Source organism: Methanobrevibacter sp. (assembly GCF_045112895.1).
Lineage (GTDB): Archaea > Methanobacteriota > Methanobacteria > Methanobacteriales > Methanobacteriaceae > Methanocatella.
The window spans coordinates 1-26,433 of sequence record NZ_JBGUIH010000022.1; the positions used below are offsets into that span (position 1 = coordinate 1).

Here is a 26,433-nt window from a genome sequence, read left to right on the forward strand (position 1 = left end):
GACTGGGATCAAGACTGTTTAAGAACAGGTAACCTCGCATACGTAACCTTAAACTTCCCAAGAATCGGATACCAATCCAAAGATGAATCCCAAGTCTTTGAATACTTGGATGAATATATGGATTTAGCTGTAGAAACTTTAATGCTTAGAAGAGAACAAGGATTAAAATGCTTAAATGATTTCCACATTTTACCATTCTTAAAACAACAAGTAGCTGAAGAATCATACTACAGAATCGAAAACTCAACTTTATCCTTTGGTTTTGTCGGACTTAACGAAATGTTATTATCCCTATTCGGCGAAGGTATTGAAAATGCTGACGCCAACAAGTTTGGTTTGAAATGTCTCGAATATGTCAACGACAGAGCTAAAAAATTACAAGAAGAAACCGGACTCAGATGGTCCGTTTTACAAACCCCTGCTGAATCTACTGCATACAGATTTGCAACCCTCGACAAAAAACAATATGGCGATCAAGCTATTGTACAAGGAGACGGCAATGCAAACTACTACACCAACTCTTCACATGTGCCAGTAGACACAGGATTGTCCTTAATTGAAAAAATCAAAATTGAAGAGCAATATCATAGCTTAACTCCTGGTGGACACATCTTCCATGCATTCATGGGAGAATCATATTCCGACCCAGATTCATTGATGAGCTTAACTAATAAGATTGCTAAAAAATCCGATATCGGATTCTGGGCTTACAGCTCAGCTTTAAGTTTCTGTCTTAAATGTAAAACTTTAATGAAAGGATTAAACAATGTTTGTCCTACCTGCGGTGAACAAGAAGATGTAGAATGGTATGACAGAATTACCGGATACGTTCAACAAGTCGGACGTGCAAAATCTGCATCCGGTGGTTGGAACCCAGGTAAACGTCAAGAATTAATTGACAGAAGAAGATTTGAAGATAACTAAATAGTTATCTTCTTCACACCATTTTTTAAAACCATTATACCACACCAAATTAAAATTTCAAAAAACGGAATATTTTCCAAAAATCACCCAAAAACTAAAAGTATATTAATACCATTAAACTAAAATTATAATATTATCATATCACTGATGATAATTGTTATTTTCACATTCTATGTTACTAGTATTTATGGGCTTTTTTAATACTAGGTAGCTGATAACATAGATTTATTATAATACCCAGACGAGAACTGATTTAAGAGGTTATACAATGCAAAGATCAAGAGGATTAAAAAGTAGATCCAGAAAAAAAATGACTAAAGTACAAAGACCGGGTAGAACAAACCCTATTACTAACAGAATGCAAAGATTTGAAGAAGGAGATTTAGTTCACATTACTATTAATCCAAGTATCCAAAAAGGACAACCTGCTCCTAGATTCCATGGTAAAACTGGAAAAGTAACTGGTCAGAAAGGTAAAGCATACATTGTGTCCTTAAAAGATGGAAACAAAGCAAAAGAATTAATAGTAAGACCTGACCACTTAAAATTACAAAAATGATTTCTATGATTGGAAAAGAAATTATCGAAAGTGAACCAATTTCTGGTGCAGAAGTAAAAAAAGTTCTTGAAGATTTTTCAGATAGCAACAACGAATTAAATTATGAACAGAATATTACTTTAAACCATCTTGCAAGATTTAAAAAATATTCCTTTGAAGATTCAAAAGAGATTATTGAAAAACTCCAAGACGAATTTGGTTTAAGACCAAGAGTTGCAGTTCATATTGTTGATTTGGTTCCTAAGGATTTAGCAGATATGAGATTAATCTTTGCTAAAGAGCCAATGAAAGCTGACAAAGAAGAAATGGAAAAGATCCTTGAATTCTTAGAACAATATGATATTGAAGAATAGTTTCCTAACTATTCACTTTTTTTATTATTATTTAAAAAAATTTATTATCAAAATCCGCTTTTTTTAGATATCTTTATTATACTTGAAAAATAAATTTATAAATAAGTTTATATATAGCTAATTTAAGTTATAAAAAAACAATAGTGAGTGATAAAGATGGTTGATAATAGAAGGAGAAATGAAAAAAAATCAACAGTAAAAAAAGAACAATATGCTGTTGTGCTTGATTATCTAAGTCGAGGCTATGTTAAATCTGATATGTCAAAATTCGGAGGAAAACCTATTGCTCAAGCTATTGGTACAGAACAATTCACTTTACTCGAATTAGCTCCAAAAAATGGTGTTGATCTGGAAATACAAGACACCGTATATATTGGAAAAGGAAAAAGAGATAAAATATACAGAGTACTTGGAAAATTAGATTTTGAAAACTTAACAGCAACCAGCAGAATCGAATTAGACTATGCTATTCGTGATATTGTTGAAGCAAACGAAGAAAAATTTGTTAACTTTTTCAATACTACTGGATCCGTAAGTACAAGACTTCATTCACTTGAGTTAATTCCAGGAATCGGTAAAAAATATATGTGGGATCTCATAAACGCTAGAGAAGAAAGACCATTCGAAAGTTTCGAAGACATTACTGAAAGAATCCCAACATTGACTGATCCTGCAGGCATGATTGTAAACAGAGTTAAACAAGAATTAGATACAAATACTGTTAGAAGAGGTAAGAACAAATATTATATATTTACTCAAGCCCCAAGAAAACCTAAAAACAGATAAAGTGATAAATTGACTAGTGAAACATCCCAATCCTTATCTAAAATTACTAAAAATATTTTAAATCAGCATGGGATAAAGTTAAACAAAAATCTTGGTCAAAACTATCTGATTGATAAAAACAAAAGAGACCAAATAATTAACTTTGGAAACATTGATGAAAACGACGTGATTTTGGAAATAGGAACTGGAATAGGTACACTAACAATTGAACTTGCCAAAAAAGCTAAAAAAGTAATAGCTATCGAACAAGACAAAAAGATTTATGAAATATTAGCTAAAAGACTTAAAGAAGAAAAGCTGGATAACGTAGAGTTAATTAACGATGATGCATTGAATGTTGAATTTCCAAAATTCAATAAAATCATCTCAAATCTACCTTATCAGATATCATCACCGATTACTTTTAAATTCCTTAATTATGATTTTGACTTGGCCATCCTGATGTACCAGAAAGAATTTGCTGAACGTATGAATGGTGAAGTAGGAACAAAAAACTATTCAAGACTTTCTGCAATGCTGTATTTCAAATGCAACGTTGAAAAATTAACTGACGTGAGTTCAGAAAGCTTTATCCCAAAACCGGAAATCGATTCGACTGTTGTCAGACTGACACCAAAAGAAAATAAGATTTCCCCCGAAGATTTCAAGGTTTATTCAAATTTTACAAAGGCGCTATTCCAGCATAGGAACAAAAAAATAAGGAATGCATTAATCGATTCTAGACACATCATTACTGATCTTGACAAAAAGGAAATGAAGAAACGCCTGAATGAAATCGAATCTGAAAAAGTGGAAGAATACTTCAAAAAAAGAGTTACTGTGGTTTCGCCTGAAGAAATATTGTTTTTATCAAAGGAAATAAATCCAATTTTAAATGACTAGATAACATGCCAGATTTTATAATTAACACTGATGACAACGTATACATTCCCGCTGAAGACAGCTATATGCTAGCTGATAATCTGCAGATTAAAAAAGGACAAAGCGTTTTGGAAATCGGCACAGGATCTGGAATCGTTGCAATGTATGCTTCAAGGTTAACCGACAACATCACCGTGACGGACATCAACTTCGATGCCTGTGAGCTAGCGCGAAAAAATTTTGAAGCAAACGACATCGAAAATATTGAAATCCTGTTTGGAAACTTGTTCGAACCCGTCGAAAATAGAAAGTTTGATGTAATTTTATTCAATACTCCATATCTCCCGACTGAAGATGGTGAAGTTCTTGAAGACACTATAAATTATGCATTCGATGGTGGATTAAACGGTAGGAAAGTTATTGATTTATTCTTAAATGAAGTGGGAAATCATTTAAATGATAGAGGAATTGTGCAGATGATTCAGTCTTCACTTTCCGGCAATGAAGAGACATTGGAAAAATTTGATAATTTAGGTTTCATAGCTGAAATTGCTGCAACAGAGCACTTCTTTTTTGAAGACATAACATTAATAAATGCTTATAAGATATAATACGGTGAAAACATGGAAGAATGGAAAAAATCAGTTTTAGTAGGTGCAATACTTTTGATTCTTGCAATAATCTTTGCAATAATCAGAAATGAAATCAACATTTGGATAATATTTATAATCCTCCTTGCAATAATTGATATTGCACTTGGAATTTTGAGAAAAATAAAAAAAGTATAGGAGAATTAGAATTCCCCATCATAAACAAGCTCCGCTGGACCTTCCATGAAGGCTCCAAGAGCATCTTCTTTTTCATAAACATTGAATTTCAAGTCGCCGCCAGGCAAATGAAGCAAAACATTTTCATCAAACAAGCCTAGTTTGTATCCTGAAATAGCTGTAGATGTTGCTCCAGTGCCGCATGCAAGAGTTATACCTGCGCCCCTTTCCCAAGTAATCATTTTACCTTCGTTTTTGGAAATTACCTCTACAAAGTGCACATTGATCTTTTCGGGAAATACTTCATGAGCTTCAATGGCCGGACCGTATTTGTTAATGTCAACATCATCAACATCGTCAACAAAGATGATTGCATGTGGATTTCCGACACTGATAGCTGTCAGGTTAAAGGTGGTATCCAATACATCTAGCTTGCCATCTAAAAATTCTTCTGCATCACAAGTCATTGGAATTTCAGGAGTCTTAAATGTTGACAAACCCATATCTACCTTAAATAAAACAGGTTCATCATTTTCTAATGTAATTTCAATTGTTTTAATTCCAGCTCTTGTTTCAACAGTCATTTTATCTTGCTTTAAAATGCCTTTTCTGTAGACAAAATCGCCAAAGCATCTTATACCATTGCCACACATTTCAGCTTCGCTTCCGTCAGGATTGAACATTCTGTATCCAATGTCTGCTACATCAGATGGCTCTACAAACAATACGCCATCTCCACCTACACCGAAGTTTCTGTGGCATAACATTCTGCAAGCTTCCGGCTTGTCTGCTTCTGGAATGACTTCCCCATCAAATTCGTTGATTATTGGAAAGTCATTGCCTATTCCGTGCATTTTTGAAAATTTTAATCCTTTTAAATCTACCATAGTATCAACTTATTTTAAATGTGGTGGAATTCTTTGTTTTGCATACAAATCTTCAAATGTTTCCCTTTCGCGCACTAAACTGCATTTTCCATCAGTTACCAATACCTCTGAAGTCAATGGCCTTGAGTTGTAATTTGAAGACATTGTGAATCCATATGCTCCTGCATTTAATATACCTAAGAGGTCTCCTTCTTCAATTTCAGGCATTGGCCTGTCACGTGCAAATAAGTCTCCGGATTCACATACGTTTCCTGCGATATCCACTTCTTGAGTATTTTCAGCATCCATTTTGTTAGCCAAAACAATGTGGTGGTATGAATCATACATCGCAGGCCTTAAGAGTGTGTGGAAACCTGCATCTACACCTATGAATTTTCTGTAGCTTTGTTTTACGCTATTGACAGTCACAAGAAGTACGCTTGCATCTCCAACTATGTATCTTCCAGGTTCCAAATACATTGTAGGGTTGCCCATATCATATTCTTCTATTTTTTCTTTAAACAATCCTACATTTACTTCTGCAAACTTATCCAAATCAACAATATTTTCTTCAGGAGTATAAGGAATGCCCACACCTCCACCGAAATCAACGAATTCGAAGTCTATTCCAGCTTCCTGATGAACTTTTCCTGCAATATCCATAGTTGATTCAATAGCCAATTTGAATGGTTCAGGGTCCAATATACCGGATCCGATGTGGGAGTGCATACCAATTGGATTAAAGCCTAATTCTTTTGCCATTTCATAAACTTCAACAGCTTCATTATCCATAATACCGAATTTACTCATTACTCCACCGGTGATACAGTGGTCATGGTGTCCTGCTCCAACCATAGGATTTACTCTAAATGAGATTTTTAATCCTTCCGGATCAACTATTTTAGCTAATCTTTTTAAAGCTGAAACTGAATCAATATTTAAAACTGCACCTTCATCGTGAACAAATTTCAACTCATCATTGGTAATGTTGTTACCGGTGAAAAGTATTCTGTCGCCTGAAAATCCGACCATTTTTGAAATGTGAACTTCGCCAGGGGAAACCGCATCAATGCAGCATCCTTCAGACTCTAAGATTTTCATTACAGCGAGGTTGGTATTTGCTTTACATGCGTAAAACACTTTGAAATCTGGATAATATTTTGAAAAGGCTGAATAGAATCTATTATAATTGTCCCTTATTCTCGCCTCATCGATTACATAAGTGGGGGTTCCGAATTCATCTGCAATATCGCATGCATCGGCCCCTCCAATATCCAAGTGGTTTTTATCGTTTATTTTAATATTTAAATCCATAATTAAAACTCCTAAAAAAGTTACATTATGTTTTAATATATCTTATTTAATCTATTTAAAACTAATTAAGGAAATGATTTTTCCGTTCATATTATTTAATAGAAAGTTGAGAATAATTAACATGAAAGGATATGGTCTTACAGTGAGAGGAATTATCAAAAACAGTGACGATGAAATTTTGATTGTCAAAAGGCACCCTAAAAGCAAAACCGACCCTGAAATGTGGGAACTGCCTGGCGGAAAAGTTGAAAGGGGAGAGCATTTCACTGACGCGCTTGTAAGGGAAATCAAAGAAGAAACAAACCTGGATTGTGAAGTTGGAGATTTCTGTGAAGCCGTTCAAAATGACTATATGCACAAAAGAACAGTGCAATTGATGATGTATCTGACTGACATTGAGGGAGATGTAAAAATAAGCGATGAACATACCGAGTTCATGTGGGCCCCTTTAGAAAAAACAAAAACCTTGGAAATATCTTCCTCATTAAAAAAAGTATTGGAAAAAAGAAATTGGGAGATTTAATCAACATTTCGAATTTCTACAGTCACCAAATGACCCTCTTTGCATCTAGGACATAAAGAATTATCTTTTAAAGTGTGGAGTTTACCGCCACAATGCTGACAATCACCAGTATAATCAAACAATAGGACAGTCAAGTCATTGGTATGCTGTTTAAGGATAAATCTTATTGTATCCTCATCTATGTTTGATAGATTTTGCATTACCACAAACTTATTGATCTGCTTTCTGCAACTGTCGCAATAGTATCCGTAGTAATAACCCCAAAAGTCATATTTGTCATTATCCTTAAAATCATGGATGAATGAATCTTCAATGACAAACTCGGCCTGTTTGCCAAATGCAAATGCCTTTTCGGATTTAACATCCAAACTTCTTGAGCATGACAGACAGTTTTGGAACTTATCATCGAACTTAATAATTTTAAAGATATGGTCATAATCCTCAATTAAATTAATAATCTCCTCATTATCCATTTTTGAAGGGTTTTCAGAAATTATAAACTCCTTGACGATACTATCACAATCATAACAATGATACTCTTTATAATAACCGCTGACTAATGCTTTTGACATTTCTACAGAGGTTAAAAACAACAGCATGCTCACATTAATTTCAAAGTTTTCATCAATCCAGAAAACTTCCAAATCATGAACATGCTCGTATCCACAGACATCGCATTTATATTTAATAAACTGACCCATAAGAATTACCTATAATATTTCATCTAACGCCTTAACGAATTCGTCAATTTCCTCTTTTGTAATTATCAATGGAGGTACGAATCTTAAAACCTTATCTGCAGTACAGTTGATCAAGAATCCTGCTTCTCTGAGCTTGTCAACATATTCTGCTCCAGGCTTGGTTAGCTCCAAACCAACCATCAATCCTTTGCCTCTCACATCAGCGATGATTTCCTTATCTAATTTTTTGAGTTCTTCGATGAAATAATCGCCTACTTCATTGACATTATCCAAGATATTTTCCTCTTCAAATGCATCCAAAACAGCATTTGCGGCCGCACAAACCAAAGGCCCGCCACCGAAAGTTGTTCCGTGATCTCCAGGTACGAATGCCCCAGCTACCTTTTCAGTTGCAAGAATTCCACCCATTGGAACTCCTCCGCCTATTCCCTTAGCCATTGTCATGATGTCCGGCTTTACATCAAAGAGCTCATGGGCAAACAATGTTCCGCATCTGCCGAAACCTGTCTGCACTTCATCTACGATGAATACAATATCTTTCTCATGGCAGATTTCTTCAATCTGCTTTAAGTAATCTTTATCCGGGACATTCACTCCCCCTTCACCTTGGATGGGTTCAACAATGATAGCCGCGGTATTTTCTGTAATAGCTTCTTTAATAGCTTCAATGTCATTGTATGGCACGTTGATGAAACCTTTTGGCAAAATGCATTTGAATGGTTCATGATAATGTTCATGGCCAGTTGCCGCTAGTGTCATTATTGTTCTTCCATGGAATGACTCGACAGTTGAGATGACTTCGCTTTTTCCTGTGTATTTGATAGCAAGCTTAATGGCCCCTTCGTTTGCTTCAGCACCGCTGTTTGCATAAAAGATTCTGTCGAAACTGGTCTTGTCGATTAATCTTTTAGCATAGACCAATGCCGGTTCGTTGTAGTAAATGCTTGAAACATGAATGAGCTTTTCAGCTTGGTCTTGAATGGCTTTAACAAGTTTTGGGTGATTGTGGCCTAAAGCGTTGACTGCAATCCCTGCAAACATGTCCAAATATTCATTACCATCAATGTCTGTAACCTTTACACCTTCCCCGTGGTCTAGAACGATTGGCTGTCTGGTGAAAGTGTTAATGAAATAATCATCTTCAATCTTAATCAATTCTTGAGTGTTCATTTTATCTCCTTAAACTATTCAATCACTAAATATTTATGGATTTTATTAATAATAAATTCTTCCACGATGAAGTAATCCAGAGACTACAAAAAATTGTCTAATGAACCGATGACAAAAATAGTTTTAAAATCGGCATACATTTAATTAATAGATTGAACTATATACTACTATAAATCATTTAACTAAAAATAGGTGATAAAATGAAAGTCGCAATAATCGAAACCGATAAAGGGAACATTGAACTTGAACTATTCCCAAACGAAGCACCTGGAACCGTAGCTAACTTTGAAAAATTAGCCAACGAAGGATTCTACGATGGATTAACTTTCCACAGGGTAATTCCAAACTTTGTAATTCAAGGTGGATGTCCTATTGGAAACGGTACCGGCGGACCGGGCTACACCATCAAATGTGAAACTGAAGGAAACCCACACAAACACGGTACTGGTGCATTATCAATGGCACACGCAGGTAAAGACACTGGTGGAAGCCAATTCTTTATTACACACTGCCCACAACCACACTTAGACGGTGTTCACACCGTATTCGGTCAAGTCATCAAAGGTCAGGATGTCGTTGATGCTATTCAGCAAGGCGACAAAATGAATAAAGTGACCGTTGAAGAAAGATAATCCTTATCTTTCAATTTTTTTTATTTTTTATTACAAAATTGCTTTTATTTCGTAAAATTGAAGTTAAATCTAGGTAGAACTATAAATAACCTCCAATACATATTATATTGTAAGTTTTAATGAATAAACGGAGGTTAAAAAAGTGAAATTTTTTTCAACACAAAAATTAGAAATACAAATTCCAGAAGAAACTACATATAAGGATGGGTATTTTATGCCTAAAAATGATAATCAATTAGAACAGTTTCTTAAAGACCATTTTGAATTTCCTTCAGATAATCTAAATGAAATTCAAAAATTTGTTGCACAGGACGATGAGCTAGAAAAAATAATCTATGATTTGCCGCAAATTGTCTCAAATGAATTAACTTATAATAAAATATCATTTGATTTTATGAAAGAAACAGATTCAACAGAAAAAATTCTTGAAATAATAATTTATTCTGAGTTAGAATCAAAAATATTGCTTCAAAAGGAAGATTTAATCTGTAATTTACTCATAGATAGATATCCTAAAACCCTATTTGAATACATAATCCTGGTGGATCCTTATGAAAGATAATGATTTTGATTGGTATGAATATTATAAGCTTGCAAATTCATACAGTAATGAAGGAAATATTGCAAAATTAAGAACCGGAATGGGAAGATTTTATTATTCTTCATTTTTTGAGTCTATAGATTTTATTTTAGAAAGCAATATGTTTTTAAATCATTTTAATGAAAAAATAATGAAATCATCATCTGGAAGAGTTCATCAAGAAACAAGGTTCACATTTAAAAATAATGAAAAATTGAATAAAAATAATCTTGGCACTAAAATAGCTCAAAACCTTAATGTTTTAAGAAAATACCGAAATATGGTTGATTATAATTCTAAAAATCCTAGAAATATGACCCATATTTACAAAAGATGCCAAATGAAATCAAAAAAGAGATATTTGACTTGCTTAATATGTTAAATTAACTTTTAGATTTAATTCCCACAAATGAAGCAAATACAGATGCTATACACAACACCACACATATAATGCAGGTTATTTGACAGCTGCTTATCAAAAGAGGATAATACTGCTCGACAATCGGCACGTTGCCCATCACGAATGCAAACACCAATGTCAATATTCCCAAACTCATTGCCTGTCCGACTGTACGCATTGTTGCTACGGCTGCTGATGCCACTGATGTATCCTTTGGCGGAACGGAACTCATTATGACATTTGTATTCGGTGGTGAAAAGAGACCAAAGCCAATACCATAGATTATCATGGCCACTATCAAGAATTCAAGTGATGTCGCTTCATTTAAAGATGAGAATAGAACCAGCGAAACTGTTCCAAGCCCCATTCCAATGGCCGCCAAGATTTGTGGAACATATTTATCTGATAGCCTTCCTGCAATAGGGGCAAGCACTACTTGGCACAGCGGTGCTGCAAGCAAAATTATCCCTGCAGTTTGTGAATCATACCCCTTAATGTATTGCAGGTGATAATTAAGGATTGTAGTGACTGCAAAAGTAGCCAAATATGCACACAATGATGCAAAATTGGCTGATAGGAACTTGCGGTTTTTAAAGAATCTTATGTCAAATACAGGATGGGCTTCCCTTAATTCTATCAATCCGAATATGATTAGGAATATAATACCTAAAACTGTTAATATTACACCTAACGGCTCATTCAGTATAGTAAATCCATATATGAACAACACCATACCGATTCCATAAGCAACAGATCCCTTTACGTCGAGTGGAACCTCTCCAAAAGGAATCCATTCCTCATCAACCTTGGTTAAAAGCAATGCCAATATAACGAGTAAAAATGGAACACCGAATAGAACTACAGACCTCCATCCCAATTGGTAATTCAAAACACCACCAAGAACCGGTGCTAGGGACAGTGCAATGTAAACTCCTGTGATAGTTATTCCCAATGCTTTACCCCGCTCTTCTGGTCTGAATGCTGATACCACCATCGCCATAGAAGTAACATTGAAAAATGAGAGAGCAATGCCCAATATCAAACGGCAAAGCAGGAATTGCTCGGAAGATGTAACAAGAACATTAGCAATGGAAATTATAATAAACAGTACAACACTTATGATTGTAACTTTCTTAAGGCCATACTTTCCGGAAATCTGGCCTGCTGGAACAGACAATACGGCTACAACCAGCAAAAAGATAATTATGGCCCAATTTTGAACAATATTGCTCATGTGAAACTCAGCGGCAATTGTCGGAATCACAACCATGACTGAATTGACCGCAAATACCGCGAAAAATGACAATACTGTACAAATCAAAAGGATTAAATTTTTCTTTTCCATCAAAAGAATATATTAAATTAATACAATATAATGCTTTTTAATGCAAAAATTATTATTTTAACTTAGCCATCAATCCGGACTTTCTTGCATAGTGGAACATGTACAATTGAACATACCCCGCATAATCGCCGAATTCCTCCATTCCAAATTCCCTTACCTTTGAAACGCTGATATCCTTTCCGTCAAAGTAAAGGTAGGAAACTATGCGCTTTATCCAGACATCTGATGGAAACGCCTCTTTAAAGTTAAATCCATAAAGCAATATGCAGTCTGCAACTTTAGGACCAACTCCCGGAACTTTCAAGATGCTTTCAAATGCTTCATCATAATTCATTTTCGGAATTTCTGAAAGGTCCATTTCAAGTGTAAAAAGTTCACATGCTTTCCTCATATATGGCGCCCTATATCCGACGCCACATGATTTTAAATTATTCTTACACTTGCAAATATCATCAACATTTGTCAAGTCAAACTCTTCTTCATCATCTAAAAACACATTTTGAAGAGTGGAAATCTCTGGAAATGTATAAAAACCATTATAATCATTTCCCCATTTTTGTTTAATGTCTGAAACTGATTTTGTCCATCTCTTTATTGAATTATTTGCTGAACAGATTGAAGAAATGACACATTCAAAAGGATTTGGAGCTAAAAATAGTCTCAAACCATTGCAAAATTCTGACATCTCGGCAAGTTCCGCATGATTTTGAAGATACTTATAAAATTTATCCAAATCAAAATCCAAGTCATAGATATATTTTAAACAAGAAACGGCTTCTTCATTGGAGACATCGCCTATAAACTTGAAATCCAAATATTTTCCGGATTGTCTAACATCAAAAACGACAGGTTTATTGTCAACCATTACAATTTCACAAAAGGAATCATCAACCTGCCTCCAGGGAGGCTGTGAGGTCTGACCTGACAATTGGGTCAATTCTAAGTCGATTGGAGATTCAATTATCATAAGCGAACAGCCACATTATTTTCTTTTAAATATTCTTTTACTGTGCCAATTGAATATTGATTGAAATGGAATATGCTGGCTGCAAGAGCTGCTGAAACATCTGTCTTTTCAAACACTTCCAGAATATGCTTTGGCTCACCAACACCGCCACTGGCTATCACTGGAATATCGACAGCATCATTAATTGTTTTGTTCAACTCGATATCATATCCGTTTTGGGTTCCGTCCCCATCCATGCTTGTCAAAAGAATTTCGCCGGCACCAAGATCCTGGCATTTTTGTGCCCATGCAATTGCATCGATGCCTGTAAACTCACGTCCGCCATAAATGCTTGTATCAAACCAGCAGTACCCCTTATCGGTTTCAATAACTATCTTATCAGGCACATCATCCGGATGGTCAACATATCTTCTTTTTGCATCAATTCCAATTACGACAGCCTGTGAACCGACGACCTTTGAAGCTTCAGTCAAAAGTTCAGGATTCTTAATGGCCGCAGTATTTGTTGAGCATTTGTCTGCTCCTGCCTTAAGCATCTTAATATAATCGTCAACTTTCCTTATTCCTCCGCCTACACAAATAGGCATGAAAACATTTTCAGTTAACCTATCAATGACATCTGCCATTGTAGCCCTTCTCTCATGTGACGCCGTGATGTCCAAAACTACAACTTCATCAGCACCTTCTTCATAGTAACGTGTTGCAAGGTCAACCGGATTGCCGGCGTATTTAATCTGTTTAAATTCAACACCTTTAACTACCCTACCTTCAGGAACCTGTAAATCACAATCTAGACAAGGAATAATTCTTTTAGTTAACATAATAATCAAATATAAAAAAAGTAGTATTGTTTTTAAAAAACAATAATTTTAAGCAGAATATCTCAAAACAAAACATAAAATCGCTACAATAACAGTGGCAACAATAATATGCTCAGGAGAAAGTTTTGGTCCAAGACTTTCTTCATCAAAATATCTTACTAAACCTGCACCGGTTTGAGGCATAGAAATTTTATCATTTTTTTTCGCCATAGTAATCTCCCATAAAATTTTTAAATAAAAATAACGTTTATAGTTATTGTTTTCATAGTATATAAATGTTAAATTTTCTCCTTTTTAATTACTTTAATATCGCTTATTCGAGTATCGGGATACTGTCCATTCTCATCTTTTTCAACAGCCTTCACCATATCCCATACAGTAAGCAATGCTACGCTTACACCAGTAATAGCTTCCATTTCAACGCCGGTTTTTCCCAATGTATTAACAGCACAAGTAGCAATGATTTCATCTTTTTTAACTTCAAAATCAAGCTCAATTCCGGTCAATGCTAATGGATGGCAAAGCGGGATTATTGAAGAAGTATTCTTAACAGCCTGAATTCCGGCAATTTGAGCGGTTGTCAAAACATTTCCTTTTTTAATCTCTTCATTTTGAATCAAATCAATAGTATTTTCATCTAAAAATATGCTGCCGCTTGCAATAGCTCTTCTTTTTTGATCAGGTTTTCCACCTACTTCAACCATATGCACTCCACTATCAGTTAAATGTGTAAATTCATCTGCCATAATATCTACTTCTCACTTACTTCAATTACGTCCAATTGTTCACAAATCGCATTAACGCCCAATATTTCACTAACATTAGGATGGCTTCTGCCTTCATCACCGGAAATCAATTCCTTGATGTATAATCCTCCTTCGGTTTTAATGCGCATATTAAATGTCCTATCATCAATGATTTCATATGACAAATCCAAAACATGCTTGATGCGCACTTTATCGGCACGCCGCCTTAAAACTCTTAACGGAGTCTGCTGATGGATTTCATTAAATTTAGTTAACTCATCCAACTTGTCCTTGTCAAATACCCCATCACATTTGACAAGCGCATTATAAACTTTATAAGTATCCGGGGAAGATTGTTTTATTTCTGCCTTTCTTCTCCTTTCACAAACATGCAAGTTATGATAGGAAGTCTTACCTTCATTTATCCTGTTAATCTCATCTTCCAATCCTTGTAAATCAAGTTTTCTGATTTTTGGCTCTTTAATTTCCAATACAAAAGGTCTTCCAGAACCCAACATCAACACGTCGATGTCTTCACGGCCGGCACCATGGAATTTGGCTTCCCTTCCCTGAGTCGCCTTCAAAAAATGCTCGGAAATCAATTCTTCAACTGACTCGGGATATTGCTTTCCTGTGAAATTGCACTCTTCACAGCCTCTGCCCTTGCACTTGGTGCATGGCCATTTGGTTTGGGGAATTCCACGTTTTAACTTGTTGTATTTTCCCTCAATGTATAATGGATTAATCTGGATTCTGACTTTAGGCTCATCCAACAAATCGATGCTGAAAACAATGTCTTGGCTTTCGAATTCAGCTTCCTTGTCATACCTTTCCCAAATCTCAAGGCCGATTAGCCTGTTGACTTCCTTCTTGATGGTTTCAACAGTCAAATCAAATTTTTCAGAAAACTCCTCATCACGTTTCTGGATGTCCTTGCTGATTTTTGAACCTACCAAAAACGTGTCGAATTCTATTCCCAATTCGTTAATCTTATCATCAATCTTTTCATATAGCTCATCATCAAGCTTATCGAAAAGGTTATCGCAAATTACACAATCAGCATCATCAAGACTTATTTCCAACTCTTTACAAACCTTATCGGCCCTTTCAATGTTGTTGCTGCCTTCAATTGTTTTAGACAGCTTGCGCCCAAGACAATTTTTACAGATTTTACCATCAGTTTCATCTAAAATTTGCTTTGCCAATCTCATGTTATCTATTCATAAATTGTCCCATCATGCGGTTCATTGCACCGCCGCCTAAACGACTGCCACGTCTTCCCATTCCTTTCATTGCCTTCTTGGTGTTGTTGTAGTATTTCAATAGCTCTCTCACTTCACCTTCTTCAACGCCAGATCCTCTAGCTATTCTTTGAATACGTGACTGTTTGATGATTTTAGGGTTTAACATTTCTTCTTCAGTCATGGAAGACATGATGATTTTATAAGAGTCTATCTTATCTTCGGTCATCTTGGATGCTTCCTTTGGGATTTTATTTCCCATACCCGGAATCATATTCAGGACTTGCTGCATCGGACCCATCTTATTCATCATTTCAAACTGGTTTTTCATGTCCATTAATGTGAATTTGCCTGTCAGCATGTTTTGCATGGTTTTTTCCGCAATGTCCTCATCAATGTTCTCTTCGGCTTTTTCTATGAGACTTTTGATATCTCCCATACCGAGCAGTCTGGAAATGAATCTTTGCGGGTCAAACACTTCAAAGTCATCGATTCGCTCACCTGTACCGATGAATTTGATTGGAGCACCTGTTTCTGCAACTGCAGACAATGCACCCCCACCTTTTGCTGAACCGTCCAATTTTGTAATGATGATTGAACCTATGTCTGTTGCCTGTGAAAACGCCTTTGCCTGCTCACCGGCCTGCTGACCGATTGTTCCATCAATGACCAAAATAGCTTCATTCGGTTCAATGATATCATCCAACTCATCCATTTCAGCAATCAAATCGGCTTCTTCCTTATGCCTACCGGCAGTATCGAAAATGATAACCTTTCTGTTTTTGAATTCCTGCAGACCTTTTCTGGCCAAATCAAGAGCATCCTTGTTTTCAGGATCCCCATACAAAGGAACATCCATCTCTTCAGTCAATTGCTTTAGCTGTTCGTAAGCGGCCGGCCTCCATGTGTCTGTACAGACAACCGCAGGATTGAAACCTTTCTTCTGCAGATACCTGCATAACTTACCGATTGTGGTTGTCTTACCGCTACCCTGCAGACCTAAGAATAAGATCTTATAAGGCCTTTCGTTAATATCCAGACTTGCCGCTTCGCTGCCCAAAAGATTTACCATTTCCTCATAGATAATTGTAATAACATGTTCCCTTGGAGTAATGCCTTTTGGAGGTTCCTCTTCAAGAGCCCTGGTTTCAATTTTTTTGGATAAATCTAGAACTAATTTAATATTAACATCAGATTGAATTAAAGCACGTTGAATATCCTTTACAACTTCTTTAATAGTTTTTTTATCAATAACGGACATTCCTACTAATTTTTTCATTGTATTAGTAAGATTCTCTCCTAAATTTCCAAGCATTGCCATCGTAATCACTTTAATAATAATTCATATTAGCAAAATTATATAATTGTATTAAACTATATTTATATTTATAGTAAGTTTTAAAATTTTTGTGTGAGAGTATGTTAGAAGAAGTAAAAAAATCATTAGAAGCATCCCCAATCGTGAAAAAAGGAGACTATAATTATTTTGTAAATCCTATTAGTGACGGAGTTCCAGCAATGGAATCAAAAATGCTTAGGGAATTGGCATTGGCTGTACATAAGCATGCAGACTTAGATGTTGATAAAATAGTAGCTGTTGAAGCTATGGGAATACACTTGGCAACCGCATTATCCCTTGCAACCGATGTTCCATTTGTTGTAATCCGTAAAAGACAATACGGCCTTGAAGGCGAACAGCAAGTCTATCAGAAAACCGGCTACGGCTCATCCAACCTTTTCATCAATGACTTGCATGCCGGCGAAAGAATTCTAATCATCGACGATGTCGTAAGTACCGGCGGAACTTTGATAGCCTTATTGAATACTCTAAAAGATTTGGGCTTGGAAATCAAATCCGCAGTTGCAGTCATTGAAAAAGGCGAAGGAAAAAAACGCGTTGAAGAGGAAACCGGCATTGAAATATTATCAATTGTAAAATTAGACGTGATTGACGGCAAGGTAGTAATCGAAAAAACAATTGAAGATTAAAATGTCAATGTATGATATGGATTTAGACAAAGTAATCCGTAAAATCAACTCAAAGGATGCTAGAACAGTTGGCCTTCAATTTCCTGAAGGATTAAAGATGCAAGCTACAAAAATAGCTCGCAAAATCGAAAATGAAACCGATGCTACTGTAATAATATCTGGAGACCCCTGTTATGGAGCATGCGATGTTAGTGACTATAAGATGAAAGGATCTGTAGACCTGATTGTTCATTACGGACACACTCCTCTTCCCCTAAAATATGAAGTTCCAACTATCTTCATTGAAGCGTTTTCAAAAATAGACATTAAGAAAGACCTTGAAAAATCCTTGGAGCATTTGAAAAACTATTCAAGAATCGGACTTGTAACAACTACTCAACACCTGCATCTCTTAAACGAAACAAAGGATTACCTCGAAGACAACGGCAAAGAAGTTGTCCTCGGTTCATCCCCTTCAACCAGAAAAGGGCAGGTACTGGGATGCAATTTTTCATCAATAAAAAACCTTGATGTTGATGTGATTTTATTTATCGGCAGCGGAAATTTCCACCCTTTAGGAATAAAGCTATTTTCAAACACGCCTGTTTTGGCATTGGATCCCTACAATAGTGAAATCAGAAGCATGGATGAATATGCAGACAGAATCTTAAGGATAAGATTTGCAAGAATCACAAAAGCGCGGACAGCCCAAAAATGGGGAATTTTAGTATCCACAAAAGAGGGCCAATACAGAATGACACTGGCCAAGGAAATCAAGAAAATTCTGGAAGATGCCAAAATGGAAGCATATATCATTTTGGTGGATAATGTATCGCCTGATGTTTTGCTACCTTATCTGGAATTAGATGCATTTGTAGTGAGCGCTTGTCCAAGAATAGCTATTGATGACTCACAAATGTATAAGAAACCACTGTTAACTCCACAAGAATTAGAAATTGTATTAAATAAAAGGGAATGGGAAAATTACCAATTGGATGAAATTTTATTCCATGAACGCTACAAATAGTTTTAAATATTAATATGGATAAAGTTATTATATTAAAGAAATTTTTATAAAATCTTTATTTTGGTGTTTTTAATATGAGTATGGAAAAAGAAAACATTGTAATGCCTGGAGACAAATTAGGAATCATTGAGCAGTATCTCCCAGGAGAAGGTACTTATGATGATAATGGAGAGATTAAATCAGCAGTACTTGGAAATGTTAAAATTAATCAAAAAATGAAGGTTATTTCTGTTGTGTCAGATGCAAAACCAGCTCTTTTAAAAGTTGGAGATATAGTCTACGGTCAAATTACTGATATCAAACCACAAAGAGCAAATGTAAATATTGAATGTATTAAAGATAACGCAAGACCATTGGCATTACCTTATATGGGTGCTATACACATTTCTCAAGCTAAAAAAGATTATTTGGAAAAGCTGTCCGATGCTTTTAGAATAGGCGACATTATTCAGGCAAAAGTTGTTAAGATTACTGGAGATAATGTCGATTTGGGCACTGTAGATGATGATTGTGGAGTCTTAAAAGCCATGTGCACACGTTGCAGAGATTTCATGCATACTACACAAAAAGATAATGAGCTTCAATGTAACACATGCAACAAAAAAGAAAGACGTAAAGTGTCTAAAAACTATGTTAACGATTAATTAAGGTTGATAAAATGGAAAATTTTGAAATAGTAGAAGAAAAAACTTTAGAATTAACATTTATTGTAAAAGATGAAAGTCATGGAGTTTGCAATGCATTAAGACACATTTTAATGCAAAACCCTGATGTGGAATATGCTGTTTACAATATTGATCACCCTCTTACTGGAAAACCTGAAATGACCATCAAAACAAAAAGAGGAAAAAGACCAAGAAAGGTATTAAAGAAAGCAGCAGAAGAACTCCAAAAAGAAAGTTCTGAATTTAAGAAACTTATTGATGAAGCTTTATAGCTTCCCTTATTATTTTTTTGTGATTTTATGGCTGGTTATAAGATTCCTTCCCTAACAGCTGATATTTTTATTTTTGATGATGATTTTAACTTTATTTTAATTAAAAGAAAAAAAGATCCTTACAAAGACTACTGGGCATTGCCTGGAGGATTTGTTGAATATGGCGAAAGTGTGGAAAACGCCGCCATACGAGAAGCAAAAGAAGAAACAAACATTGATGTTGAACTTAAAGATTTGGTCAATGTTTACTCAAATCCCGATAGAGATCCGCGAGGACATACAATAACCATTGCTTTTACCGCCAAAGGCGATATTAAAACAATGAAAGCAGATGATGATGCTTGTGATATTGACATCTTTTCACCTGAAGATTTGGACAAAATCAATATTGCCTTCGACCATGATAAAATAATTAAAGACTGTTTAATTAAAGCTAAAAATGGTTAATAATGCTATATATTTAAATAAGTTAAAAAAAAAATTATTTAATATATTAATTAATATTAAAATTTTAATAGAGGAGAGTTAAATGGAATTTTGTCCTGAATGTGGAGCAATGATGCTTCCGAATAAAGGGGTTTTAAAATGCAATAGTTGCGGATATAGTGAAAAATCCGATACTGATGAAGAATATAAAGTTTCAAGTATGAGAGAAGCAAAAGAAACCGTTACAAACTTAGGGGACGATGTAGAAGTCGGACCAACTACCAATGAAACTTGCCCTGAATGTGGAAATGATAAGGCTACATACAAATTATTACAAACTCGTAGTGCTGATGAAGCTCCTACACGCATATTTACATGCACAAAATGTAAGCATACCTGGAGAGCATATGACTGAGGGTTTTTTATGAAGGATTCTAAAGAAAAAGAGCATAGAATTTCCAATTTAAAAGACATGATAAACAATGTCAAAGAGGATGCTGTCAATTCTAATGAAGTTGAGGAAGATAGTGAATTAATTGACTATCTCAACGAAGATAAAACAAATTATGAAGAATTAAAAATCGATGATGAATTCATTTACCATCCGGGTGATGAAAAAGACACCCCTATTAATTTAGAAGACAATGATATTGATGAAGAGTTTATAATTAAAACTCCTAGAGAAGAAGATATTGAAGAACCTAACGAATATTATGATGTTGGTGAAGAGGAAGATATCATCGCCGATATGAGTGAAAACTTTGATATGTTCGTGAACGCAAAAATTGGCAAAACACCTATTTTAGCAATCATTAGTTCAGTTTTAGGAGTATTATTGATATTGCTCTCAATATTTATTTTCCAATCCCGCAGCGATAGGGTAATAGACAATGTGGTTTCCGGAGAAACAAACTTTTATTTTGTAGTAGTTTTAGCAATAGGAATATTGCTATTGATTTACGGATTATACAAAATACTGGGCTTCAATAATCCGATCAAGGGAATTGCGGATAATATTAATTCCATCGATCTAGAAAAAAATGATAGTAACGTGGAAACCAAAAGTGAAAATATTATCCCAAAAAGCAATATCCCTCTAGACAAGGATTCTTATAAAATAGGGGAATTCAATCTAGGAGATTTGAAAAATAAACTTAAAAAACAACCTACTTCTAAAAAATCCATACCAATCACCGAAAATATCGACGATATCCCTCCGGCAAAAGAAAAAGAAGAAAGTAAAAAAGGATTAATTGCTGAAGAGATTGAAGATATCGAATATGAACAAGTCAAACTCGATTCTGAAACCATTGATGATATTTTCGCTGAAGTGGAAGATATTGAAGAAATGCCTATTATTTCTATTGATTCTGAAGATAAAAAAGAATAGAAATAATATTTTTTTCTTTTTTGGGCCTGTAGTCTAGTCAGGAATGACGCAGGACTTCGGATCCTGAGATCGGGGGTTCAAATCCCTCCAGGTCCGTTCAATCTTTGAGTCTTACAACCGCCTCTTTGAAGAATTCCGGAATTAAAGATCTGTACATCGGACTTCTAAATAACATGTTAATATCACTGTCTATAATGTAAGTATAGCATGAATCGTCTTCCGCCCTCATTCCACGACCATACGCCTGCATCAAAGTCATGACGGTCTTGTATGCATACCATTTCTTATCCTTCTTCATTCTCATATTGACCTGCTTATCGCCCAAATAAGGGAAAGGTATCTTATAAATTACCTGAAATCTGCATTTATCATATGGCAAATCAACGCCCTCACTCATTGAAGGAGAAACCAAAACCAATGGATTTTCATCTTTTTCAAAGAAATTCAATATTTGTTCCCTATTTTTTGGGGTATGGGAAATCAGCCTGGAATTATATAAATTGTTAGTTATGTATTGCTGACATTTATAACTGTGAGTATGAATTAAGCCCTTATCCCCTTCATGCTTCTTCAATATTTCCTGCAGAATTGGAATTGTCTTAGGAGCAGTTTTCTTAATCCTGTTTGCTGACATTTTTCCGGCCAAATCAAGAATAATCGGCCTTTTCTCTTTTGTAAATGGACTATCGACCTTGATATGGTAAACTTCATTAGGGTTTAATCCCAACCATTTGGAAAACATCTTGTGTGATAGAATGGTTGCGCTCATGAAGATTACAACATCCCCATATTTCAACAGATTGTTCTTTGCATAGTGGTGAACTCTAAGCGGCTTGAATGAAACGCTCTCCTCTTCAGTGTCAATAACCCAGTTTCCAGGCTCCTTATCCAAGTTATTCTTTAAAGTTTTTAATCTTAATATTGTTGATTTGATTCTGTCTGCCTTATTTTTGCTAACATCCTTTAAATCAATGTCTTCATAAGATTCCCTAATGGCATCGATTTCCATTTTCCAATCCTCAAGTTCGCCATCTTTCAAAGTTTCGGGTGAAATTCTTTTATTGATGTCTTTTTCAAGAATCCTATTGTAGAGATTAACTTCCATTGTAGCCATTAACTTGTTTTCAATGTTGTGGGCCTCATCCAAAATCAGCAGCGAGCGAGTGCCGAAATGCTTTACATAATTCAGCTCAACAATTGCATAATCATAATTCATCAAAGTAATTGGGGAGTTTATTGCATTAGCCTTCTGATTCCAGTAATGGCAGTGGCTGTCAGACTGGTAAAATACGATTCCGCCGAATGAGTCCTCAAATGCCAGTTCCGCATCTAAAGTCGGATTTTTGGCAACGCCGTAAGGACAGAAGAATTTGCTTGAAGATGGTGTTGTTTTGCAGACCCCAATGTCACAGCTGGATTCAAGGTTATCATGCAAACAGGCAAAGTTTCCCCTGCCTTTGACTAACGGAAATTCAAATTCATTAGAGTACTGTGACTGTAGCTGTTTTGTCATTGTCAAAATGTAAGCGGATTCATACATTTTTGCAAGAGTGGTGGCTATTGCAGATTTTCCTGTTCCGGTGCCTGCTTCAAGGATAATGTATTTGTATCCTTTATTGATTGCATCCTTGATATCCTGAATAATATCCAATTGGCCTAATCTAGGCTGCGGAAACGGAAAATTTTCAATAATATCGTCATCGATATGAGGATATATTTCCTTGAGATACGCTGCTGTTCCCTCATCTTGCTTGTGGTCATCTACTGAATAAACTTCAGGAATCTTATCATCCAAGATAGATGAAGTTCTAGGTTTAGAAAAGCTAAACAAGTTTGTTGGACCTTTAGATTCATTTTTAGGATACTTTCCACAAGTACAATTACTTTTAAGCATTCCACAATTTGGACAAAACATTGAATTTGACATTAAAAATATATTAGGTAAGTATACTATAAATAAATGATAGGAAGAGCATTTGAAAAATAATATTGAAAATTAAAAATTGTAAAGCAAAGTGATTATATGGTAGAAAAAGGAAAATTATATGGAATTGGTGTTGGACCTGGAGATACTGAATTGCTTACCCTTAAAGCTGCAAGAATATTGGAAACAGTCCCGGTCATTTTCTCACCAAAATCCTCAAAAGAAAAAGACAGTATTGCATTATCAATTGTAAAGCCTATACTTGAAAAAAGAGATGATTATAAAAGACTAATGATAGTTGCACCTATTTTTCCAATGATTGAAGATAAAAGTGAACTTGAAAAGATATGGGATAGCGCTGCTGAAATGATTGCACAGTACCTCGACAGCGGAAGGGACGTTGCATTTATCACACTTGGAGACACTTCAATATTCAGTACATACTCCTATGTTCAAAAAAGATTAATTGACTATTATGAAATCGAAACTATTCCTGGAATCACTTCTTTTACCGCATGCGCTGCTGCTAGAAATAAAGCTTTAGTTGAACAAAACCAAATTTTAACTGTAGTTCCTAAAATCGATGAAAGATTAGAAGAGGTTTTGGAATATAGTAACTCAATAGTGCTTATGAAAGCTTCAAGAAACACTTCTGATCTTGAAAAAAGCATAGATGAAAAAGAAAGAGAAAAAGAAATTTATTCCGTGCAAAACTGTACACGTGAAAACGAAAAAATTATCGAAGGCTTTTCTCACGAAAAACCTTATTTAACAACCACAATAATTAAATTTGATGACTAGTAAGATTTGATGTTTAGGGGTTCTACCTCAAACACACACTTTTCATCACCCATTGTGTAGCATTGTGTTTCAATAACACTAACCGGCATGTTGAAAAACTCCGCGAACAATCCTTCAAAGATTCCGGTATCTAAAAAGCATGCTGGCTTTCCTGTTTTTGGAAGCAGTTCACATTCAAAACAATCATAGGTTGTGATTTTGATAATCTGACCAATCTTATAACTGAGTCTTCCAAGGCCTTTTCTTTGCCAAAAATCAGCGAGATTATCCATGAACACATCCAAATCCTCATCATACAACTTATTGAAAATAGATTTGCCGATGCTATTTCCGGTAGACTGTAAAATCGGATCGATGTTTATTCCTTCTTGAATAAGCATTGCCTTTAAAGTATGGAATAGCAATGTTGAAAATTCGGCATCCTCATCAACGATGTGCTTAATCAGATAATCAGATTGCGTTTCTTCAATCTGTTTTGGTTCGGTTATGTTTACGGAACCTATATATTTTGAATTCAAATAAAAAATCTTTTTTCTATTGTCAACTGGGTGAACCCTATAAGAAATAATGCCCTTTTCCCTTAAACTTTTTAAATGAACGGAAACGGTTGACTTTGATTTACCTATATTGCTGACAATTTCATCAAATTCCATATCGTTATTTCTGAGCATTTCTAGAATTGTAAGCTTTACTGGACTTTTAACAACATTCACTCCAATGTTATCATTCAAGTTTGAAAAAATCTGAATTGGCTTTTGTTCGTTCATACTATCCCCCAATCTATATAGGTATATTTGATATCAATTTGTTAATAAATATAACCATTAATTAAAAATTAAACAAAATAATAAGAAAAATAATAAAAAATTAAACATTTTACAATGAAAAAAAAGAAAAAAAATACGAACTGTTCGTATTAACTAAGTAAAATAGTTCGTATGCTTACGATTATTCAAAACTGAAATCAACGTAATTTCTTCATTTCCCTTAAAAATTTTTTACGTGTAGTTAGCAAATGCAATCCTAAAAATATTAGACTGAAAATTGAAGAGGACTTATGAATATGTGAAATTTTATGATTTCCAATTTTTAAACTTTTTAAGGATTTTTGGCTGGAAAAAATACCTGAAATGATTGTTATTGATAAAGAAATCAGCAATCCTATATTTATGATAAGGTCAATGGTTCTTTTAAGATTGTATTTTCCTTTAGGTATTGCTTTAAAATAGTTTTTATTGAATTTTATATGCAATATAATTAAAAATAATAATCCAATTCCCACAATTTCATGGATTAAAATAGGAAGGCTAAGGAATTCCAATATAATTGCAATAAACATTAAAATGTCTACAGTAATTTTTTTATTCATCAAACCATCCTCATATTACTATTACTTTGTCCTATTATTTAAATTTTTAGTCATGCCTAAATTTTTTATGAAACTAATAAAAAAGTTATTTTATCCTAATAAACTAAAAGAATACGAACAATTATAAAACGTGGAAAAAAGTTTCTATCCTTAGATTTTAAGCACTAAAACTCTGTGAAGAGTCAATTTATTATAAAAAAAGAAAAGAGGTCCAAAATCCTTGCCTTATTCAAATGCAAGGTAATTTAAATCATTCCTGTTGCAAACAAAGTCAAATTTGCAATAGTCGCAGAACCGAGGTAAGTTCCAGTTATTACAATTAAAGCAACAATGATTCCTCTCCAACCGATCTTTTTAAACTCTTCCCAATCTTTACCGATTTAAATACCAACATAAGCAAGGAATGCAGTACAGATTGTAGTCAGTTCAACATTGGAAACATAATGGGCTACAAAATCAGCAGTTGGCATGCATGGAATAGCTATAAGCAAACCGATGATACTTATAAAGATAATTGATTGGATATGGACTGGACAGCCCCTTTCAAGAGCCACTCCTGCAAGTGTAACGATTGCAATAGTCATCATTCCAATGAAGGTGTCAATTAAAAGAGTGTGATATCCCACGTAATTTCCAACAGTTACAATGACTGAAAATGCAAAAAGCAATGCTCCCCATCTTTTAAGTTTTCCGGAACTTAATCCATATGCAAACTTTAATTTTGGGAACATTTCCAAACCTTTGATTCATATGTAAATTTCGAATTGAATGTTTTTTTTGAAATATACGTTAACAAATATGAAATGTAATCAAAATAAACTATTTTAAGATTCTATTCACTCTTATAAAGTTAAAAAAAACAAGAAATAGGCGTGGTGGGATTCGAACCCACGTAGCAACTAATGCATAAGACCCTGAATCTTACTCCTTTGACCACTCGGATACACGTCTAAAAGAAATATCTGAAAAAGTAATCCATGTACTGGATTTTAACTATATTATTATACTTTTTTTAGTATAAATATTTAATCCTAT

General features: G+C 34.7%; 34 protein-coding genes and 2 tRNA genes. 20 read left to right on the plus strand and 16 right to left on the minus strand.

Translation table 11 applies throughout. From position 1 onward, the window contains the following. The 7 genes from nrdD to ACJMLD_RS04485 all read left to right on the plus strand — a co-directional run. A partial coding sequence (gene nrdD / locus ACJMLD_RS04455; RefSeq protein WP_405268364.1) for an anaerobic ribonucleoside-triphosphate reductase occupies window positions 1-924 on the plus strand: 924 nt, incomplete at its 5' end. Between the two features lie 268 nt (window positions 925-1,192). After that, entirely contained in the window at window positions 1,193-1,483 is a 291-nt protein-coding gene (locus ACJMLD_RS04460) for a 50S ribosomal protein L21e (protein WP_405268366.1), read from the plus strand. A gap of 5 nt (window positions 1,484-1,488) precedes the next feature. Beyond that, on the plus strand, window positions 1,489-1,836 hold the full coding sequence (locus ACJMLD_RS04465) for an RNA polymerase Rpb4 family protein (RefSeq protein ID WP_405268368.1): 348 nt from the start codon (window positions 1,489-1,491) through the stop codon (window positions 1,834-1,836). Between the two features lie 156 nt (window positions 1,837-1,992). After that, window positions 1,993-2,622, plus strand: coding sequence for a DUF655 domain-containing protein (locus ACJMLD_RS04470; RefSeq protein WP_405268370.1), 630 nt, complete (start codon window positions 1,993-1,995; stop codon window positions 2,620-2,622). Between the two features lie 9 nt (window positions 2,623-2,631). Then, complete coding sequence (gene rsmA / locus ACJMLD_RS04475) at window positions 2,632-3,504, plus strand: 16S rRNA (adenine(1518)-N(6)/adenine(1519)-N(6))-dimethyltransferase RsmA (RefSeq protein ID WP_405268372.1); 873 nt, start codon at window positions 2,632-2,634, stop codon at window positions 3,502-3,504. Window positions 3,505-3,509: 5 nt separating this feature from the next. Beyond that, complete coding sequence (locus tag ACJMLD_RS04480; RefSeq protein WP_405268374.1) at window positions 3,510-4,094, plus strand: HemK2/MTQ2 family protein methyltransferase; 585 nt, start codon at window positions 3,510-3,512, stop codon at window positions 4,092-4,094. 12 nt (window positions 4,095-4,106) lie between these two features. After that, the gene (locus ACJMLD_RS04485; protein ID WP_405268376.1) at window positions 4,107-4,271 is read left to right on the plus strand and encodes a hypothetical protein; all 165 of its coding nucleotides are present in this window, start codon (window positions 4,107-4,109) and stop codon (window positions 4,269-4,271) included. A gap of 5 nt (window positions 4,272-4,276) precedes the next feature. Here ACJMLD_RS04485 and dapF read toward each other — a convergent pair whose 3' ends face one another. Together dapF and lysA are read right to left on the minus strand one after the other, a co-directional pair. Then, a complete protein-coding gene (dapF, locus tag ACJMLD_RS04490) occupies window positions 4,277-5,137 on the minus strand; it encodes a diaminopimelate epimerase (protein WP_405268377.1) in 861 nt (286 codons plus the stop codon). A gap of 9 nt (window positions 5,138-5,146) precedes the next feature. Next, window positions 5,147-6,430 (minus strand): diaminopimelate decarboxylase, encoded by a 1,284-nt coding sequence (gene lysA / locus ACJMLD_RS04495; protein WP_405268379.1) that lies wholly within the window; start codon window positions 6,428-6,430, stop codon window positions 5,147-5,149. Window positions 6,431-6,551: 121 nt separating this feature from the next. Between lysA and ACJMLD_RS04500 the strand changes: the two genes are divergently transcribed. Then, window positions 6,552-6,953, plus strand: coding sequence for an NUDIX domain-containing protein (locus ACJMLD_RS04500; RefSeq protein WP_405268381.1), 402 nt, complete (start codon window positions 6,552-6,554; stop codon window positions 6,951-6,953). On the opposite strand, the gene ACJMLD_RS04505 is transcribed toward ACJMLD_RS04500, so the two are convergent. Beyond that, window positions 6,950-7,654, minus strand: a complete 705-nt coding sequence (locus ACJMLD_RS04505) for a hypothetical protein (protein WP_405268383.1) — start codon at window positions 7,652-7,654, stop codon at window positions 6,950-6,952. The genes ACJMLD_RS04500 and ACJMLD_RS04505 overlap by 4 nt on opposite strands. Window positions 7,655-7,663: 9 nt before the next feature. Then, window positions 7,664-8,824, minus strand: a complete 1,161-nt coding sequence (locus ACJMLD_RS04510) for an acetylornithine transaminase (protein ID WP_405268385.1) — start codon at window positions 8,822-8,824, stop codon at window positions 7,664-7,666. Between the two features lie 200 nt (window positions 8,825-9,024). Here ACJMLD_RS04510 and ACJMLD_RS04515 point away from each other — a divergent pair, with 200 nt between their 5' ends. The 3 genes from ACJMLD_RS04515 (at window position 9,025) to ACJMLD_RS04525 (ending at window position 10,418) form a co-directional block, all read left to right on the plus strand. Continuing rightward, entirely contained in the window at window positions 9,025-9,456 is a 432-nt protein-coding gene (locus ACJMLD_RS04515; protein WP_405268387.1) for a peptidylprolyl isomerase, read from the plus strand. A gap of 142 nt (window positions 9,457-9,598) precedes the next feature. Continuing rightward, window positions 9,599-10,018, plus strand: coding sequence for a hypothetical protein (locus tag ACJMLD_RS04520; protein ID WP_405268389.1), 420 nt, complete (start codon window positions 9,599-9,601; stop codon window positions 10,016-10,018). After that, the gene (locus ACJMLD_RS04525; RefSeq protein WP_405268390.1) at window positions 10,008-10,418 is read left to right on the plus strand and encodes a hypothetical protein; all 411 of its coding nucleotides are present in this window, start codon (window positions 10,008-10,010) and stop codon (window positions 10,416-10,418) included. Before ACJMLD_RS04520 ends, ACJMLD_RS04525 begins: the two co-directional genes overlap by 11 nt. A 1-nt stretch (window position 10,419) precedes the next feature. On the opposite strand, the gene ACJMLD_RS04530 is transcribed toward ACJMLD_RS04525, so the two are convergent. The 7 genes from ACJMLD_RS04530 to ACJMLD_RS04560 form a co-directional block, all read right to left on the minus strand. After that, complete coding sequence (locus ACJMLD_RS04530) at window positions 10,420-11,781, minus strand: MFS transporter (RefSeq protein WP_405268392.1); 1,362 nt, start codon at window positions 11,779-11,781, stop codon at window positions 10,420-10,422. 52 nt (window positions 11,782-11,833) lie between these two features. Continuing rightward, window positions 11,834-12,748, minus strand: coding sequence for a DNA glycosylase (locus ACJMLD_RS04535; RefSeq protein WP_405268394.1), 915 nt, complete (start codon window positions 12,746-12,748; stop codon window positions 11,834-11,836). Continuing rightward, window positions 12,745-13,569: an imidazole glycerol phosphate synthase subunit HisF gene (gene hisF, locus ACJMLD_RS04540; protein ID WP_405268397.1), complete on the minus strand. Its 825-nt coding sequence runs from the start codon at window positions 13,567-13,569 to the stop codon at window positions 12,745-12,747. The genes ACJMLD_RS04535 and hisF overlap by 4 nt, the downstream gene beginning before the upstream one ends. A gap of 48 nt (window positions 13,570-13,617) precedes the next feature. Beyond that, complete coding sequence (locus tag ACJMLD_RS04545) at window positions 13,618-13,779, minus strand: preprotein translocase subunit Sec61beta (protein WP_405268400.1); 162 nt, start codon at window positions 13,777-13,779, stop codon at window positions 13,618-13,620. Window positions 13,780-13,847: 68 nt separating this feature from the next. Continuing rightward, window positions 13,848-14,315, minus strand: coding sequence for a cyclic pyranopterin monophosphate synthase MoaC (gene moaC / locus ACJMLD_RS04550; protein ID WP_405268403.1), 468 nt, complete (start codon window positions 14,313-14,315; stop codon window positions 13,848-13,850). 5 nt (window positions 14,316-14,320) lie between these two features. Next, the gene (locus ACJMLD_RS04555) at window positions 14,321-15,526 is read right to left on the minus strand and encodes a tRNA pseudouridine(54/55) synthase Pus10 (protein WP_405268406.1); all 1,206 of its coding nucleotides are present in this window, start codon (window positions 15,524-15,526) and stop codon (window positions 14,321-14,323) included. A gap of 1 nt (window position 15,527) precedes the next feature. Beyond that, a complete protein-coding gene (locus ACJMLD_RS04560) occupies window positions 15,528-16,877 on the minus strand; it encodes a signal recognition particle protein Srp54 (protein ID WP_405268409.1) in 1,350 nt (449 codons plus the stop codon). A 98-nt stretch (window positions 16,878-16,975) separates the two neighbouring features. On the opposite strand from ACJMLD_RS04560, the gene hpt reads away from it, so the two are divergent. From hpt to ACJMLD_RS04600, 8 genes are all read left to right on the plus strand, one after another. Next, a complete protein-coding gene (hpt, locus tag ACJMLD_RS04565) occupies window positions 16,976-17,545 on the plus strand; it encodes a hypoxanthine/guanine phosphoribosyltransferase (RefSeq protein WP_405268411.1) in 570 nt (189 codons plus the stop codon). Between the two features lies 1 nt (window position 17,546). Further along, window positions 17,547-18,551: a diphthamide biosynthesis enzyme Dph2 gene (gene dph2, locus ACJMLD_RS04570; protein ID WP_405268414.1), complete on the plus strand. Its 1,005-nt coding sequence runs from the start codon at window positions 17,547-17,549 to the stop codon at window positions 18,549-18,551. A gap of 74 nt (window positions 18,552-18,625) precedes the next feature. After that, on the plus strand, window positions 18,626-19,195 hold the full coding sequence (locus tag ACJMLD_RS04575; protein WP_405268417.1) for an exosome complex RNA-binding protein Csl4: 570 nt from the start codon (window positions 18,626-18,628) through the stop codon (window positions 19,193-19,195). Between the two features lie 14 nt (window positions 19,196-19,209). Continuing rightward, complete coding sequence (locus ACJMLD_RS04580; protein ID WP_405268420.1) at window positions 19,210-19,488, plus strand: DNA-directed RNA polymerase subunit L; 279 nt, start codon at window positions 19,210-19,212, stop codon at window positions 19,486-19,488. A gap of 27 nt (window positions 19,489-19,515) precedes the next feature. Continuing rightward, window positions 19,516-19,935, plus strand: coding sequence for an NUDIX domain-containing protein (locus ACJMLD_RS04585; RefSeq protein WP_405268423.1), 420 nt, complete (start codon window positions 19,516-19,518; stop codon window positions 19,933-19,935). An 82-nt stretch (window positions 19,936-20,017) separates the two neighbouring features. Then, a complete protein-coding gene (locus tag ACJMLD_RS04590; RefSeq protein ID WP_405268426.1) occupies window positions 20,018-20,329 on the plus strand; it encodes a transcription factor S in 312 nt (103 codons plus the stop codon). Window positions 20,330-20,338: 9 nt separating this feature from the next. After that, on the plus strand, window positions 20,339-21,304 hold the full coding sequence (locus ACJMLD_RS04595) for a topoisomerase IV (RefSeq protein WP_405268429.1): 966 nt from the start codon (window positions 20,339-20,341) through the stop codon (window positions 21,302-21,304). Between the two features lie 22 nt (window positions 21,305-21,326). Beyond that, window positions 21,327-21,400, plus strand: a tRNA-Arg gene (locus ACJMLD_RS04600). Window position 21,401: 1 nt separating this feature from the next. On the opposite strand, the gene ACJMLD_RS04605 is transcribed toward ACJMLD_RS04600, so the two are convergent. After that, complete coding sequence (locus ACJMLD_RS04605; protein ID WP_405268432.1) at window positions 21,402-23,231, minus strand: helicase C-terminal domain-containing protein; 1,830 nt, start codon at window positions 23,229-23,231, stop codon at window positions 21,402-21,404. Window positions 23,232-23,327: 96 nt separating this feature from the next. Here ACJMLD_RS04605 and cobI point away from each other — a divergent pair, with 96 nt between their 5' ends. Then, a complete protein-coding gene (cobI, locus tag ACJMLD_RS04610; RefSeq protein WP_405268435.1) occupies window positions 23,328-24,029 on the plus strand; it encodes a precorrin-2 C(20)-methyltransferase in 702 nt (233 codons plus the stop codon). On the opposite strand, the gene ACJMLD_RS04615 is transcribed toward cobI, so the two are convergent. The 4 genes from ACJMLD_RS04615 to ACJMLD_RS04630 all read right to left on the minus strand — a co-directional run bounded on the left by ACJMLD_RS04615 (window position 24,026) and on the right by ACJMLD_RS04630 (window position 26,349). Continuing rightward, on the minus strand, window positions 24,026-24,796 hold the full coding sequence (locus tag ACJMLD_RS04615; protein ID WP_405268437.1) for a V4R domain-containing protein: 771 nt from the start codon (window positions 24,794-24,796) through the stop codon (window positions 24,026-24,028). The two genes, cobI and ACJMLD_RS04615, sit on opposite strands and share 4 nt — an antisense overlap. Before the next feature lie 197 nt (window positions 24,797-24,993). Beyond that, window positions 24,994-25,398 (minus strand): DUF4405 domain-containing protein, encoded by a 405-nt coding sequence (locus tag ACJMLD_RS04620; RefSeq protein ID WP_405268440.1) that lies wholly within the window; start codon window positions 25,396-25,398, stop codon window positions 24,994-24,996. 380 nt (window positions 25,399-25,778) lie between these two features. Then, entirely contained in the window at window positions 25,779-26,129 is a 351-nt protein-coding gene (locus ACJMLD_RS04625) for a hypothetical protein (protein ID WP_405268443.1), read from the minus strand. Window positions 26,130-26,265: 136 nt separating this feature from the next. Continuing rightward, window positions 26,266-26,349: transfer RNA gene (locus ACJMLD_RS04630), tRNA-Leu, on the minus strand. Window positions 26,350-26,433 lie beyond the last annotated feature (84 nt).